This is a genomic window from Litorerythrobacter xanthomarinus, from assembly GCF_046254955.1.
Lineage (GTDB): Bacteria > Pseudomonadota > Alphaproteobacteria > Sphingomonadales > Sphingomonadaceae > Qipengyuania_C.
In genome coordinates this window covers 542,639-556,861 of record NZ_JBJXRG010000002.1, presented here as the reverse complement: position 1 = coordinate 556,861, position 14,223 = coordinate 542,639, and the positions used below count along the sequence as shown (strand labels likewise).

Annotated in this window: 15 protein-coding genes; 4 read left to right on the top strand and 11 right to left on the bottom strand. The window is 59.2% G+C overall.

The annotated features are described in order from the left end of the window. The first annotated feature begins 127 nt into the window (after positions 1–127). Both ACEWMW_RS12015 and ACEWMW_RS12010 read left to right on the top strand, forming a co-directional pair. Positions 128–571, top strand: coding sequence for a PaaI family thioesterase (locus ACEWMW_RS12015; protein ID WP_409414182.1), 444 nt, complete (start codon positions 128–130; stop codon positions 569–571). Next, positions 568–1,689, top strand: a complete 1,122-nt coding sequence (locus ACEWMW_RS12010; RefSeq protein ID WP_409414181.1) for an epoxide hydrolase family protein — start codon at positions 568–570, stop codon at positions 1,687–1,689. Before ACEWMW_RS12015 ends, ACEWMW_RS12010 begins: the two co-directional genes overlap by 4 nt. A gap of 1 nt (position 1,690) precedes the next feature. On the opposite strand, the gene ACEWMW_RS12005 is transcribed toward ACEWMW_RS12010, so the two are convergent. From ACEWMW_RS12005 to miaA, 5 genes are all read right to left on the bottom strand, one after another. After that, positions 1,691–2,839: an alpha-hydroxy acid oxidase gene (locus tag ACEWMW_RS12005; RefSeq protein WP_409414180.1), complete on the bottom strand. Its 1,149-nt coding sequence runs from the start codon at positions 2,837–2,839 to the stop codon at positions 1,691–1,693. A gap of 15 nt (positions 2,840–2,854) precedes the next feature. Continuing rightward, positions 2,855–3,907 carry a ketol-acid reductoisomerase gene (gene ilvC / locus ACEWMW_RS12000; RefSeq protein ID WP_409414459.1) on the bottom strand — a complete coding sequence of 351 codons (1,053 nt, stop codon included), beginning with the start codon at positions 3,905–3,907 and terminating at the stop codon, positions 2,855–2,857. Positions 3,908–3,984: 77 nt separating this feature from the next. Next, complete coding sequence (ilvN, locus tag ACEWMW_RS11995; RefSeq protein ID WP_409414179.1) at positions 3,985–4,500, bottom strand: acetolactate synthase small subunit; 516 nt, start codon at positions 4,498–4,500, stop codon at positions 3,985–3,987. Between the two features lie 12 nt (positions 4,501–4,512). Further along, on the bottom strand, positions 4,513–6,261 hold the full coding sequence (gene ilvB, locus ACEWMW_RS11990; RefSeq protein ID WP_409414178.1) for a biosynthetic-type acetolactate synthase large subunit: 1,749 nt from the start codon (positions 6,259–6,261) through the stop codon (positions 4,513–4,515). 125 nt (positions 6,262–6,386) lie between these two features. Next, positions 6,387–7,334 (bottom strand): tRNA (adenosine(37)-N6)-dimethylallyltransferase MiaA, encoded by a 948-nt coding sequence (gene miaA / locus ACEWMW_RS11985; RefSeq protein WP_409414177.1) that lies wholly within the window; start codon positions 7,332–7,334, stop codon positions 6,387–6,389. Between miaA and serB the strand changes: the two genes are divergently transcribed. Further along, positions 7,327–8,223, top strand: coding sequence for a phosphoserine phosphatase SerB (gene serB, locus ACEWMW_RS11980; RefSeq protein ID WP_409414176.1), 897 nt, complete (start codon positions 7,327–7,329; stop codon positions 8,221–8,223). The genes miaA and serB overlap by 8 nt on opposite strands. Here serB and ACEWMW_RS11975 read toward each other — a convergent pair. After that, the gene (locus tag ACEWMW_RS11975; RefSeq protein WP_409414175.1) at positions 8,220–8,834 is read right to left on the bottom strand and encodes a hypothetical protein; all 615 of its coding nucleotides are present in this window, start codon (positions 8,832–8,834) and stop codon (positions 8,220–8,222) included. The two genes, serB and ACEWMW_RS11975, sit on opposite strands and share 4 nt — an antisense overlap. A 49-nt stretch (positions 8,835–8,883) precedes the next feature. On the opposite strand from ACEWMW_RS11975, the gene ACEWMW_RS11970 reads away from it, so the two are divergent. Continuing rightward, positions 8,884–9,729 carry a Coq4 family protein gene (locus ACEWMW_RS11970; RefSeq protein WP_409414174.1) on the top strand — a complete coding sequence of 282 codons (846 nt, stop codon included), beginning with the start codon at positions 8,884–8,886 and terminating at the stop codon, positions 9,727–9,729. Positions 9,730–9,732: 3 nt separating this feature from the next. Here the strand turns inward: ACEWMW_RS11970 and ACEWMW_RS11965 are convergent, their stop codons facing one another. From ACEWMW_RS11965 to ACEWMW_RS11945, 5 genes are all read right to left on the bottom strand, one after another. After that, positions 9,733–10,419, bottom strand: a complete 687-nt coding sequence (locus tag ACEWMW_RS11965) for a nitroreductase family protein (protein WP_409414173.1) — start codon at positions 10,417–10,419, stop codon at positions 9,733–9,735. Continuing rightward, the gene (locus tag ACEWMW_RS11960; RefSeq protein ID WP_409414172.1) at positions 10,416–10,823 is read right to left on the bottom strand and encodes a DUF3052 family protein; all 408 of its coding nucleotides are present in this window, start codon (positions 10,821–10,823) and stop codon (positions 10,416–10,418) included. Before ACEWMW_RS11960 ends, ACEWMW_RS11965 begins: the two co-directional genes overlap by 4 nt. A 1-nt stretch (position 10,824) precedes the next feature. Then, positions 10,825–11,154, bottom strand: coding sequence for a DUF6122 family protein (locus ACEWMW_RS11955; protein ID WP_409414171.1), 330 nt, complete (start codon positions 11,152–11,154; stop codon positions 10,825–10,827). A gap of 118 nt (positions 11,155–11,272) precedes the next feature. Next, a complete protein-coding gene (gene purL, locus ACEWMW_RS11950) occupies positions 11,273–13,525 on the bottom strand; it encodes a phosphoribosylformylglycinamidine synthase subunit PurL (protein ID WP_409414170.1) in 2,253 nt (750 codons plus the stop codon). 33 nt (positions 13,526–13,558) lie between these two features. Next, entirely contained in the window at positions 13,559–14,215 is a 657-nt protein-coding gene (locus tag ACEWMW_RS11945) for a hypothetical protein (RefSeq protein ID WP_409414169.1), read from the bottom strand. Between the last annotated feature and the right edge of the window lie 8 nt (positions 14,216–14,223).

Genomic DNA, 14,223 nt, shown 5'->3' with positions numbered 1-14,223 from the left:
GTAAGTCGTAGTAGGAGCAATCCGTTGCGGTTCATGCCTAAAACTATGAGTGGGCACGGCGCGCTTGTAAAGCGAAAGCTGCCAGTGCACCTCCAAGAAACACCTCCACTGTTGCAAGCGAGACTACATGACAGACAGTTCGCCACCGGCCCATTCGCTCTATGAAGAAATGGGGCTCGTGCAGATTGTCGAGCTCGATCCCGAAGGTCGAGCAAGCATCGAGTACGAGGCCAGGGAAGCACAATGCCATTCGGGCGGAGTGGTGCAAGGCGGGTTCGTTACCGGATGGATCGATGCGGCGATGGCGCATGCCGCGATGGCCAAGAACGGCCAGCACAAAGTGCCGATGACGCTCGAGATGAAAGTGAGTTTCTTCGCTCCGGCGCGGCCGGGAATTGTCCTTGCCGAAGGCTGGGTCGAGCGGCACGGCCGCAGGACCAGCTTCTATGAAGGGCATCTCAAAGCCTCGGACGGGACCATCATTGCCAAAGCGAGCAGCACGATGTTGTTGATGGACACCGTCAAGGTTCTTGCCGCTTCGAAGGCTGCGCGAGAGGGGGATATGCAATGAGCGAGATCAGGGATTTCAAGCTCGATGTACCGCAGGTCGAGCTCGAACGGCTTTATCGCAGGATCGACGATACGCGCTGGCCGGAAAAAGAACCGGTCGATGACTGGTCGCAGGGAACGCCGCTGGCGGTGTTGCAGGAGCTGATCGAGTATTGGCGAACGCAATATGATTGGCGCAGATGCGAGGCGCAATTGAACGAGCTGGGTCAATTCATGACCGAGATCGGTGGCCTGGATGTCCATTTTCTCCATGTCCGCTCAAGCCGCGAGGACGCCGTTCCACTGCTGATGACGCATGGTTGGCCAGGGTCAGTAGTGGAATTCCTGGATTCCATCCCTCTGTTGACCGAGCCTGAGGAGGGGCAGGCGTTCCACATAATCGCGCCATCGCTGCCGGGCTATGGATTTTCAGGGAAACCAGCGGAAACAGGATGGGGTGTCGAGAAAATTGCGCAGACCTGGGCCAAGCTGATGCAGCAGCTCGGTTATGAACGCTGGGTCGCACAGGGCGGCGATTGGGGCGGGGCGGTTACCACGATGATCGGCGCTCAGGCACCAGACGGCTGCGCCGGGATACACGTCAACATGCCGATCGCACGCCCGACAGAAGAGGATCTTGCCAATCCGTCTCCCGCAGAACTCAAGGCGCTTGGCGCGCTCAAATACTACCAGGATTGGGACTCGGGATATTCCAAGCAGCAGAGCACGCGCCCGCAGACGGTCGGCTATGGGCTCGTCGACTCACCGGCTGGGTTGGCAGGCTGGATCCTAGAGAAGATGTGGGCCTGGACCGATAATGAAGGATCGCCCTTCGATGCGCTGAGCAAGGACCAGATCCTCGACAATATCATGATCTATTGGCTCGGGGCGAGCGGCGCGTCGTCGGCACGGCTTTATTGGGAAAGTTTTGGCAATTTCGGAGATGGGAATGTTGCCATTCCCTCAGGGGCTAGCATGTTCCCGAAGGAAGTCCTTCCGACGCCGCGCAAATGGGTTGAGCGACGTTACACCAACCTTGTCTACTGGAACGAACTGCAAAAAGGCGGTCACTTTGCCGCGTGGGAGCAGCCGGAAGCTTTTGCGAAAGAACTTCAGGCCTGCTTTACGAAGATGCTTTGACTTAACGCCAGCGCAGGCGTTCGGGCGTCAGCTGGCCGACCGAAGTCACGCCCATAAGACGCATGCCACGCTCGATCTCATCCTTGAGGATACCGATAGCGCGTTCGACTCCCGCCTGGCCCGCTGCGGCAAGCGCATAGAGGTAGAGCCTGCCGCCCGATGCTGCGGTTGCTCCCGCGCATACAGCCTTGAGCGCATGGGTTCCGCGCCGCACCCCGCCGTCGCAGATGATCTCGATCTCGCCGCCAACTGTATCGACGATTTCGCGCAGCTGGTCGAAAGGCGCGCGGCTCCCATCCAATTGCCTGCCTCCGTGATTGGAAATCATGATCGCATCCGCCCCGATCTCGACAGCGCGCCGTGCGTCGTTCGCGCTCATAACGCCTTTGAGGCAGAATTTTCCGCCCCAATCCTGCCGGATCCGAGCCGCTGTGTCCCAATCCATCGATGTATCGAGCATTGTGTTGAAGTAATCCGCGATGCTCACTGCCTTGCTCGATCCTTCAGAGACATGCGTGTCCAGGTTTGGCAGATTGAATTTCTCGCGGAAGAGATAATCGAGCGTCCAGCGCGGCCGCGTCGCATATGACCAGACCGCCGAAGGAGTGAAGCGGGGCGGGGTAGTGAAGCCGCTCCGCAAACACCGCTCTCGCTTACCCGAAACGATTGTGTCCACAGTGAGGGCAATCGCATCGAATTGTGCGGCCTGGCAGCGTTCGATCATCGATTGGTTCAACCCTTTGTCTTTGTGGACGTAGAGCTGGAACAGCTTCGGGCCTGAGGTGAGTGCGGCGATCTCTTCGATGCTTCGCGTCGCAAGGCTTGAAATCCCGAACCAAAGTCCGAACTTCTCCGCCGCCTTGGCGACAGCGGTTTCGCCTTGGTAATGAAAAACACGTTGTAACGCAGTCGGGCTGAGCATCATTGGCAGGGCGCTCTTGCGGCCCATGATGGTGCAACTTGTGTCGATTTGAGCGACTCCGGCCAATACGTCAGGCACGAGGTCGGCATCGCCAAAGGCGCTCGTATTGCGCGCCTTGGTCTGCTCACCGTCCGCTGCTCCGTCGATATAGTCGAAGACCGGCCAGGGCAGTCGTGCCTTGGCCAGTCTACGAAAATCATCGATATTATGGCAATCGGTGAGACGCATATGCGCCTTCTTGCGCTAGTTCTTCTCTTTGTCGACTAGCTTGTTGGCGCTGATCCATGGCATCATCGCGCGCAGCTCGGCCCCGGTCTTCTCGATCGGGTGCGCTTCGGCAGCCTTCCGGCTCGCCTTGAGCTCGGGCTGGCCAGCGCGGTTGTCGAGCACGAAGTCTTTCACGAAACGGCCAGAGGTGATGTCGGCTAAAACGCGTTTCATCTCGGCCTTGGTCTCATCGGTGATGATCCGCGGGCCTGTCTTGATATCCCCGTATTCGGCAGTGTTCGAGATCGAATAACGCATGTTGGCGATGCCGCCTTCGTAGAGCAAGTCGACGATCAGCTTGGTCTCGTGAAGGCACTCGAAGTAGGCCATTTCAGGTGCGTACCCGGCTTCGGTGAGCGTTTCGAAACCCGCCTGGATCAGATGGGTGATCCCGCCGCACAGCACCGCCTGCTCGCCGAACAGGTCGGTTTCGCATTCTTCCTTGAAGTTGGTCTCGATAATGCCCGAGCGGCCACCGCCCACTCCCGAGGCATAGGCAAGTGCAACATCATGCGCATTCCCGCTCGAGTCCTGGTGGATCGCGATCAGGCAGGGCACGCCGCCACCGCGCTGGTATTCGCTGCGCACGGTGTGACCGGGACCTTTGGGTGCGATCATGATGACGTCGATGTCTTCGGGGGCTTCGATCAGGCCGAAGTGGATGTTGAGCCCATGCGCGAAGGCGAGCGCGCTGCCGGGCTTCATATTGCCCTTGAGGTCGTTCTCCCAGATCGCGGCCTGGTGCTCGTCCGGGGCGAGGATCATAAGGATGTCCGCCCATCCAGCCGCTTCGCTGTTTGAAAGGACCTTGAAGCCTGCATCTTCAGCCTTCTTCGCGGTGGCCGAGCCCTCGCGAAGTGCGATGGCCACTTCCTTCACGCCGCTGTCGCGCAGGTTTTGCGCATGGGCGTGGCCCTGGCTGCCATAGCCAAGAACGGCGATCTTCTTGCCGGTGATGAGGTTCAGGTCGGCATCGGCGTCGTAATAGACTTTCACGGTAGTTCCCTTTTTCGTTCTTCGTCGTCCCAGCGGAAGCCGGGACCGCTGTCCACAAATTCTGTCTTGGCTGCACCCGACCCCAGCTTTTCCCGGGGAAACGCGGCGCGCTAAGTTCCCTCTGTTCCGCGCATCATGCCAACGACACCAGAGCGGCCGACTTCGACGAGCCCCAGCCCGCGCATGAGGTTCACGAAATTGTCGATCTTGTCGGGCGAACCGGTCAGCTCGAATACAAAGCTTTCTGTTGTGGTATCAACCACGCTCGCACGAAACACTTCAGCAATTCGAAGAGCCTCGACGCGTGTTTCACCGGTTCCCTTGACCTTTATGAGCGCGAGTTCCCGTTCCACGTGCGGCCCGGCGGTGGTGAGGTCGGTCACCTTATGTACGGGCACGAGGCGCTCGAGCTGCGCTTCGATCTGGTCGATCACCTCGGGCGGACCGTTGGTGACGATCGTTATTCGGCTGACATTGTGGTTTTCGGTAATGTCGGCCACGGTCAGGCTGTCGATATTGTAACCGCGCGCGGTGAACAGGCCCGCGATCTTGGCGAGAATGCCGGCCTCGTTATCGACCATGACGGTCAGCACGTGCCGTTCGGCTTCCTCTGTATGGATTTTCATTGCATCTAATCCTTACACCAAAGCCTTGGCTTCGTCGTCCATCGTGCCTTCAACCTGATCGCCGTAGAGTAACATTTCGGTATGCGCAGCGCCGGAAGGTATCATCGGGAAGCAGTTGGCTTCCTTGGATACGAGGCAATCCACGATCACCGGCCCATCGTGCGTGAGCATTGCTTCGATGCCCGCGTCTAGCCCAGCTTCGTCTTCGATACGGATGCCTTTCCAGCCATAAGCCTCGGCCAAGGCTACGAAATCCGGTAGGCTATCCGAATAGCTGTTCGAATAGCGGCTTTCGTAAGTCAGTTCCTGCCACTGGCGGACCATGCCCATGTATTCATTGTTGAGGATGAAGACCTTGACTGGGAGGCGATACTGGCTCGCTGTGCCGAGCTCCTGGATGTTCATCTGGATCGAAGCTTCGCCCGCAATGTCAATGACGAGGTCATGAGGATTGCCCAGCTGCGCGCCGATCGCAGCGGGGAGGCCATAGCCCATGGTGCCAAGGCCTCCTGAAGTGAGCCATTTGTTGGGATCGAAAAAGCCGAAATATTGCGCCGCCCACATTTGGTGTTGGCCGACTTCGGTGGTGATGATCGGATTGCGATCCTTGGTCAGCGCGAACAGACGCTCGACAGCCAGTTGCGGCATGATCATGTCTCGGCTGGGCGGGTAGGCGAGGCTTTCACGTGCGCGCCATCCTGCAATGCGGGCTTTCCATTCGCCCAAATCGCGCGGCTTGCGGTCGCCCCATGCACTGATCAGCTGCTCGAGCACATGCGCGCAGTTGCCCTGGATCGCGATGTCTACCGGCACCGTCTTGTTGATCGAGGCGCGATCGATATCAATGTGGATCTTCTTCGAATTTGGGCTGAAGGCGTCGAGCCGCCCAGTCACACGGTCATCGAAGCGCGCACCGACGCAGAGCATCACGTCGCAGCGGTTCATTGCCATGTTCGCTTCGTAGGTGCCGTGCATGCCGAGCATGCCCAACCAATCGGGATGATCGGCCGGGAATGCGCCGAGACCCATTAGTGTGCTCGTGAGCGGCGCTCCGGTAAGATCTTGCATCGTGCGGAGCAGCTCGCTCGCGCGCGGACCCGAATTGATCACTCCGCCGCCCGAATAGATGACGGGGCATTCGGCCTTGGCCAGAAGTTCAACCGCATCAATGATGTCTTCGGCAGCGCCGAGTTGCTGCGGATCGTAACGAGTGGCTGCATTCGATGAGTTGCTCTGATCGTCCCACGAGGCGAGGGCGACCTGGACGTCTTTTGGGATATCGACGACGACCGGTCCGGGGCGGCCGGTCGTTGCAATCCGGAATGCTTCCTCGATCGTCGGGCGCAGGCTCTCGGGATCTTTCACGAGGTAATTGTGCTTGGTGCAATGACGCGTGATGCCGACTGTATCTGCTTCCTGGAAGGCGTCAGTGCCAATCAGGCTGGTCGCAACCTGCCCGGTGATAACGACCATGGGGATCGAATCCATGAAGGCGTCAGCGATGCCGGTAACCGCATTTGTCGCGCCGGGACCGGAAGTAACGAGGACGACGCCGGGCTTGCCAGTTGAACGAGCGTAACCTTCTGCAGCATGCGCAGCGCCGGCTTCATGGCGCACGAGGATGTGACGCAGCCGTTCATCGCCAAACAGTTCGTCATAGATCGGCAGAACAGCGCCGCCCGGATAGCCGAATACGAATTCGACCCCCTGACGGACAAGGCATTCGATCAATATGTTCGCGCCGCTGCGCTCCTCAGTCACTGTATTTCCCCAATTCGTCTTCCGGTCCGGCCAAAAAATTGACCCGGCGCTTCTACGGGCACCGGGTCGCCTCTCCAACCAGAAATCGGCGCCGCTCTAAGAGTCAGTTTATAGCGCGTCAACCCTTAAACTTGTAATAATAATGCAAAGCCTCTTCCTAAATCGTAATTCTGTGACTCAGACTTGGGCCAATTGCCTGGGGGTTGCCGCCTGAACCAGGTATACTGCCGCTTCGCGTAATTTCGTGTCGCCTGCTGTCCGGCGGAAATCATATCCTCTCGTGACATGTGCCCGGATAAGGAGGCAGCGATCTCCGGAACGCCGATCGCGCGCATGACGGGAAGCGTAGAGTCGAGCTTGCGGGCGAGCAGCGCTTCGACTTCCTTGATGGCTCCCCGCTCCATCATCATCTCGAAACGCCGGTCACACCGCTCATAAAGCCATTCGCGATCGGGAAGGAGGACCAGCGGATGAAGAACGATCTCGTTGGCAATTCCGCCTACCTTTTCCTCTTGCCATTCGAGTAGCGATTTGCCGGTTGATCGAGTAACTTCAAGCGACCTCGCGATCCGTTGGCTGTCTCCGGGCTGCAGCTGTCCAGCGCGGCCGGGGTCCTCCGCCTTAAGCGCCGAGTAAGCGTCCTCCGCCGCAAGGCTTCTCACCTCCTCGCGGATGGCTGGCTCAATTGGTGGGATTGGAGCAATACCTTCGAGCAGGGTCCGCATATACAGCCCGGTCCCGCCGCACAGGATCGGGACTGCATCATCAGCGTGCAATCGGATGATTTCACGTTTCGCCGCTTCAGCCCAATCGGCCGCAGAGCAAGCGACCGCGCCATCCCAGGCGCCAAATAGCAGGTGCTCGATGCCGCCCATCTCGTTCTTCGAGGGGCGGGCGCTCAGAACTTTCAGATCGGCATAGACCTGCGCGCTATCGGCATTAATAACTGCCGCCTTGCGGCCTTGCTTTTCCAGCGCTTGCGCGAGACCAACCGCAAGATCGCTCTTGCCGCTGGCGGTTGGCCCTGCAATGAGCGCCACCGGTTGCCGCTCAGGAGTTTTCCCCGTGGTCATTGCCCGCGTGATAGCAGACCCAGCCCAGAACAATAGCGGGCTGGAAGCACGTCTGGATGCGGCGACAGCTGCACTGGGCGATCAGGGCATATCGATCGCTGCGGTGAGCATGCTCCATGATGCGCGTGATGTGCTGCAGATAATGCTGCCCGATGCGGAGATTGGCGGGGTTTCCAAGGTTCTCTCGGAAGTGTTCGCTCCGTGCGACCTGCTTCTGTCAGAGGGTGATATTGCTGTCCCGCAGCTGTTCGTTTCGGATATGGATTCCACGATGATCGGTCAGGAATGTATCGACGAATTGGCTGACTATGCCGGCCTGAAGGATCGGATTGCCGAGATAACCGAGCGCGCGATGCAGGGCGAGCTGGATTTCGAGCGTGCGCTACGCGAACGGGTGGGGCTGCTTGCCGGTCTTGAGGAAAGCGCGATCGACCGCTGTCTGGCCGAGCGGATCACGCCGATGGAAGGCGCCAGGAAACTGGTCGGTACGCTCAAGGCCAAGGGCTGCCGGACCATTCTTGTCACAGGAGGCTTTCACCACTTTGCCGATCCTATTGCCGAGTTGCTCGGTTTCGATCGAGTTGTAGGTAACAGGCTTGCGGTCAAAGATGGCAAGCTCACCGGACAGTTGCTCGGCGCGATCACCGATAGCTCGGTCAAAAGGCGAGTCTTGCTCGATGAGCTCGGCGAGCTAGGCGAAGAAGCGATATCGCTTGCAACCGGAGATGGTGCGAACGACATTCCCATGCTCGAAGCCGCGACCTTCGGCGTGGCCTATCACGCCAAGCCCAAAGCGCGCGAAGCTTCCAACGGCCAGATCAATCGGGGCGATCTGATTTCGGTGCTCAAGCTGTTTGGCATTCCGGAAACCGACTGGGTTATCAGCTAGGCAGGTTGTTTGGCGCGTTTGCGCTGGCGAATCTCTTGCCAGGCGAGGAAACGGATCAGTGCCGCTGCCATCGCGATCGAGAAGCCTATCGCGCCAACGAGCTGACGCTCTGGATCGAATAGCCGCCCGAAATAGCTTTGCGCATAGATAAACCAGAGCCAGTGGATCCCCACCAGATGTATCCGCTTCCACCATTTGCCGAGCGCTTGCATCGAGCGCTGGTTCGATGTGAAGGCCATCACGTACATGATCGCATACGCTCCGCCGCCGCCCAGGATGGTGAGAAGGTCCATACCTTGACCCGCCACTGCCAGCGCTGTGAACAGGGCGTAGAGATGGATGGTGTGGCTGGTCGCAAAGCCGAGGCCGAACCACTTGCGGCGCTTCAATAGAGCTTTGGGGAGATCATGTTTCCAAAGCTGGGTGAGCGGACGTGCGATATAGGCCGCAATGAGCAACGGAAAGCCGACGCGCGCCGTCCAGCTGGCAGCTAGGCCCCATTTCTCCACCTCGCCAAGCGGCTGGATCAGGCCCAGCGCGAGCGCTGCTGAACCAAGCAACAGTCCCAGCAGCCAGGGCCAGCGCAGGCTCATCGTGATTCCTTTTTGCATTTCATATTGAAACCATATATTGACATCTCTGTCAGTAAGAGAGGCCGCTATGACCGATGCTAGCGTGATTTCCACAGATTCAAAGGGCGTTGAATGTGCCGCCGATGGCACACCGCTGCGCCATCCAGACCGTGCGATTCCGAAGTACGAGCCGCTCAAGGCTTGGCATCATTTCCGCATCCTTTTGAAGGACAAGGAAGATACCGCCGAGGTGTTCAAGATCTTCGAAGCGCTGCCGCACAAGACATTCATGCCCCGCGTGCGCGATCTCACGCTAAGCGAACAGGGTGAAAAGCTGCGCTCCAGCGAGGCAGAATTGCCCTCGATTCTCGATGATCACGAATCGCTTCGCAAACTGCCAGAGGGAACTGTCGCCCACGCCTATTGTGACTTCATGGAACGCGAAGGGCTGACTGCCGCAGGCCTTGTCGCCGAATCCGAAGCGGCAGGTCGCCCGATTTATCCCGATCTCATCCAGTGGTACGGTTTCCGCCTGCGGGACACGCATGACCTGATGCACGTGTTGACGGGCTATGGTCGCGATGCGCTCGGCGAGCAATGCGTACTCCTGTTCACGCACGGCCAGAACCCGAGCCATGGGCATTTGCTGCTTGGCTATGCCGGATCATTCCACATGAAGAAGACCGTCAAGAGCGGCGCTCCGGTATTCAAGGCCGTTCGTCAGGCGCACAAGACGGGCGTGGCCTGTCCATCGATAGTCGGCATGTCGATCCGCGAGCTATTGGCGATGGATCTGGCTGAAGCTCGCAAGATGCTCAATATCCCGGAGCCGACCTGGTATCACGAATGCCACCGCGTCTGGCGCAGCGAGGGTATTGATCCCTATGATCTGCTGGCAGAGCGAAAAGAGGCAGAGCAGCTTGCTGCGGCGTGATTGCTAGAGCCAGCTGGCTATCTGGCTGAGCGGTTTCTTTTTAACGGCATGCTCGGGAACGGTCGCATCCGCAGCGGGGTGACCCACGACCACGATCATTAGCGGTTTTTCCCAATCCGGGCGCTCGCAGATCTCGCGCAGGAACCCCATGGGCGAGGGCGTGTGCGTGAGCGTGGCTAATCCTGCCTCATGCAAGGTCGAAATCAACATCCCGCAGGCGATCCCGACGCTTTCGTTGACGTAGTAATTCTGCGTTTCGCCATCCTCGTCGATACCGCCCTTGCGCTGAGCGAAGCAGACAATGAGATGCGGCGCGGTTTCGAGGAAAGGCTTGTTCGCGTCCGTGCCGATCGGATCGAGCGCATCGAGCCACTCGTCCGACGCCTTGGGCTTGTCGCCGTCAGCACCGTAAAACCGGCGCTCCTCCTTCTCGGCCGCCTCGCGGATCGCCGCCTTCTTGCCCGGCGATGAGACGACGGCGAAATGCCACGGTTGGTGATTGGCGCCATTGGGCGCAGTCCCGGCGGCGCTAATGGCATGCTCGATCACTTCGCGCGGGACAGGCTGGTCGGTGAAGGAGCGGCAGGAACGCCGGGTCTTCAGACGCTCGAACGCGGCAATGGCGCGCAAGACCCGTTCTTGGTCGGAGATTTCCGGCATCGCAGGGTAGGGGTGGTGCTTCTCGCTCATCGCAGCTCCTTGCGGATCACCAGCTTGAGCCCTGACCAAGTCTCGTCGACGGCGCATTTCTTGGTATCGACCAAGCCGATTTCCAGCCCGGCGGTACGAACGTCGTTCTCGTCGATCTCGGTGGTGAGCTCGGACGCTTTCTTTGGCCAGCTGACCCAAATCTGTCCGTCCTTGGCGATCTGGTTGCGCAGTTGGACAAGCAAGGTTTCGAGATCGGCGCGTTGGGTCACGAAGATATGCGCCGCGTCCACACCCTCGGCAGGATCGGCCACGAATGTGAGTTCCAGTGCATATTCGCCGATTTCGTCCTGTACGGTCTCCGGCATTCCCATGAACCAGCAGCGTTGCCCGTCACGCAGGTTGAGCTTTTTGGCAAGCGGGGTTCCGGAATAGCCAGCAGTCATGTCAGAGACCTTGCATCAGGCAGTCGCCATAGTCGACCGCAAGATGCCACAGCGCTCCAAGGCCAAAGGCGCGCGTCCACCAGCGCGGGATAGCGAGCAACAGGACGTAGGCGAGGGCCGCTTCCCAGCCGTGCAGCAGGTGGAAGCCGATACTGCAGCGGTCGGGATCGAAGATCGGTTCGGCAAGAAGGTGGTCAAGGTCGATGAGGTTCGCGGCGAACATCACAAGACCTGCCTGCTTCCAGTCATCGCGCCACAGAATTGCGGCGAATACGAAGGGCACGAGGAAGTGGCCGCCGTAGTGGAGGATCGGTTGGAATAATTCGATCAACTCAGACTACCGTTCGGGCTGAGCTTGTCGAAGCCCCGTCTTTCCTTCTGTCACCAAAAAGCCCGAAGAAAGTACGGCCCTTCGACAGGCTCAGGGCGAGCGGAGGAATGGTTGGCACCTATGTCTCCATCCAATCGCGGAAGAAGCTCTGGTGCGCTTCGCGCAGGTCGGAGAGCGAGAATGTCGCCACATGGCCAGAATAACCTGGATTGTCACCAAACTGGATATCTTCTCCGCCAACACTTGCGACAGTGGAGCAGGGCACATCCCTGCTGGCTCCCAAATCCAATAAATCCTGTAGATCAGTGGCATCAACGCCAACGACATAGCGCCCTTGATCCTCTCCAAAGAGAAAGCCTTCGACAGATGCCGCTTCGCTTGGTGCTTCTACATTGCAATGGAATGACATCCCCGACGCCAGAGACATTTCGCATAAGGTAACAGCCAAGCCGCCATCCGAGATATCGTGAGCGCAATTAGCGAGATCTCGATCGACGAGTAGTTTAACAAATTCGGAGTTCCTCTTCTCGGCTTCGAGATCGACGGAAGGAGGTGCGCCAGCACTCATGTCGAGAATTTCTCGCGCGTATAGGGACTGTCCGAGATGTCCTGAACAGTCGCCAATCATGACGAGCGCGATGTCCTCGGAAGGAAAGCCCATCGTCATCATCTTCGAATAATCGTCGATAATGCCCACCCCGCCGATCGCGGGTGTCGGGAGGATCGCCGAGCCGCCGCCCGTCGCCTTGCTCTCATTGTAGAGCGAGACATTCCCGCTCACGATCGGGAAGTCGAGCGCGCGACACGCTTCGCCCATGCCTTCGAGCGCGTGGACGAATTGCGCCATGATTTCGGGCCGCTGCGGGTTACCGAAATTGAGGCAATTGGTCACTGCCAGCGGACGCGCGCCGACCGCACAGAGGTTCCGGTAAGCCTCGGCAATCGCCTGCTTCCCGCCCTCATAGGGGTCGGCATAGACATAGCGCGGGGTGCAATCGGTGGTGATCGCCAGCGCCTTCTTGGTGCCGTGAACGCGCACCACGCCGGCATCGCCGCCGGTCTGCAGCGTGTCACCCATCACTTGGCTGTCATATTGCTCGGCAATCCAGCGGCGCGAGGCGAGCGCGGGCGAAGCCATCAGCTTGAGGAGGTCCGCGCCGATATCAGTGCTTTCGGGCACATCTTTCAGCGGTTTGACCTGCGCCCAGGTCTTGTATTCCTTTTTCGAGAGGTAAGGCCGGTCGTATTCCGGCGCATCCTTGGCAAGGGGACCAAGCGGGATGTCGCACACCACCTCGCCATCGAATTCCAGCACCATGTGCCGCGTATCGGTGACTTCGCCGATGACGGCGAAATCGAGCTCCCACTTCTCGAAAATTTCCGCCGCCATGGCTTCCTTGCCGGGCTTGAGCACCATGAGCATGCGCTCTTGGCTTTCGCTCAGCATCATCTCGTAAGGTGTCATGCCTTCCTCGCGGCACGGCACCTTGTTCATGTCGAGACGGATGCCCGCCTTACCATTGGTAGCCATCTCGACGCTAGAAGAGGTGAGGCCCGCCGCGCCCATGTCCTGAATCGCAACGATGGCATCGGTCGCCATCAGCTCGAGGCAGGCTTCGATCAGCAGTTTCTCGGTAAACGGGTCGCCGACTTGCACGGTGGGGCGTTTCGCCTCGGCATCTTCCTCGAAATCCGCGCTGGCCATGGTCGCGCCGTGGATGCCGTCGCGCCCAGTCTTCGAGCCGACATAGACGATCGGATTGCCGACGCCGGTCGCTGCCGAGTAGAAAATCTTGTCCGCGTCAGCCACGCCCACTGTCATCGCATTGACGAGGATGTTTCCGTCATAGGCTGGGTGGAAATTGGTCTCGCCCGCCACAGTCGGCACGCCTACGCAATTCCCGTAGCCGCCGATGCCCGCGACCACGCCTTTCACGAGATGCTGCATCTTGGGATGATCGGGCCGTCCGAAACGCAGCGCATTGGCGTTTGCGACAGGCCGCGCGCCCATCGTGAAGACATCGCGCAGAATGCCGCCTACGCCGGTCGCCGCGCCCTGATAGGGCTCGATATACGAGGGGTGGTTATGGCTCTCCATCTTGAAGATGGCAGCCTGTCCGTCACCGATATCGATTACGCCCGCATTTTCGCCGGGTCCGCAAATCACCCAGGGTGCCTCGGTCGGGAGTTTCTTCAGGTGCAGGCGCGATGACTTGTATGAGCAATGCTCGCTCCACATCACCGAGAAGATGCCCAGCTCAACCATGTTGGGCTCGCGTCCCAGTGACTTGAGGACTTGCTCGTATTCCTCGGGCGAAAAGCCGTGCTGTTCGACAATTTCGGGCGTGATTTCGGGCGCAATTTTAGCCATGCACGCGCCCTTAGCGATGGACGGGCTGACTCGCTAGGCCTCTGCGCGTTTGTGCTTGCGAGTTGTCCCCACCCACCATGCGATTGCGCTGGCCACGGTGAAGGCGACAAGTGCAGTGAGATAGAGCTGCGGTCCGGCCTCTGCGGGAGGCGGGCCAAACCAGTCGATCATCTGCATGGCAAACAACACGAGGCCGAGAATCGCAATCGGGACGGCTGGGCCGCGCGTTCGCTTGGCATACCAGGCAAGCGCGCCGAAGGTGATGATAAGCTCAAGCGGCATGGCAATCACCGGTTGGTTCCACAGACCGAAGCCAAGCTTGGGCGGTGCCCCCCAAAGCGTAAGATCAGGCCGATGGACGAGCAAGTCGATGAACCAGTGCGAGATCACGACCAGCCCGCCGATGATCGATGCCATGCGGTCCTTGGTGAGCACGAAGATCAGGATTGCAAAGCCGATGCCCCAGCCAACCGAGCCTGCAAGGCTGTGCGTATAGGGCAGGTGGTAGAGGTCCATCGGATTCATCGCGGTCATTCCGGGCGTGATGCGCATGCGTTCGATGCCGATCAGCGCGAAGATAAAGAATGCGAAGTCGGTCAACTGCGCTGCGACGAACAATGTGCCGAGGCGCGGTGCCTTTGAGGTAGCTGCCGCTGCTGCGAGCGCCGGAGCCCAGTGTCCGATAAACATTCCAATTC

What these genes read in the sequence shown, in the direction of transcription:
- ACEWMW_RS12015 (WP_409414182.1), top strand. Translation starts at nt 128, where the DNA reads ATGACAGACAGTTCGCCACCGGCCCATTCGCTCTATGAAGAAATGGGG.
- ACEWMW_RS12010 (WP_409414181.1), top strand. Translation starts at nt 568, where the DNA reads ATGAGCGAGATCAGGGATTTCAAGCTCGATGTACCGCAGGTCGAGCTC.
- ACEWMW_RS12005 (WP_409414180.1), bottom strand. Translation starts at nt 2,839, where the DNA reads ATGCGTCTCACCGATTGCCATAATATCGATGATTTTCGTAGACTGGCC.
- ilvN (WP_409414179.1), bottom strand. Translation starts at nt 4,500, where the DNA reads ATGAAAATCCATACAGAGGAAGCCGAACGGCACGTGCTGACCGTCATG.
- miaA (WP_409414177.1), bottom strand. Translation starts at nt 7,334, where the DNA reads ATGACCACGGGGAAAACTCCTGAGCGGCAACCGGTGGCGCTCATTGCA.
- ACEWMW_RS11975 (WP_409414175.1), bottom strand. Translation starts at nt 8,834, where the DNA reads ATGCAAAAAGGAATCACGATGAGCCTGCGCTGGCCCTGGCTGCTGGGA.
- ACEWMW_RS11970 (WP_409414174.1), top strand. Translation starts at nt 8,884, where the DNA reads ATGACCGATGCTAGCGTGATTTCCACAGATTCAAAGGGCGTTGAATGT.
- ACEWMW_RS11965 (WP_409414173.1), bottom strand. Translation starts at nt 10,419, where the DNA reads ATGAGCGAGAAGCACCACCCCTACCCTGCGATGCCGGAAATCTCCGAC.
- ACEWMW_RS11960 (WP_409414172.1), bottom strand. Translation starts at nt 10,823, where the DNA reads ATGACTGCTGGCTATTCCGGAACCCCGCTTGCCAAAAAGCTCAACCTG.
- purL (WP_409414170.1), bottom strand. Translation starts at nt 13,525, where the DNA reads ATGGCTAAAATTGCGCCCGAAATCACGCCCGAAATTGTCGAACAGCAC.
- ACEWMW_RS11945 (WP_409414169.1), bottom strand. Translation starts at nt 14,215, where the DNA reads ATGTTTATCGGACACTGGGCTCCGGCGCTCGCAGCAGCGGCAGCTACC.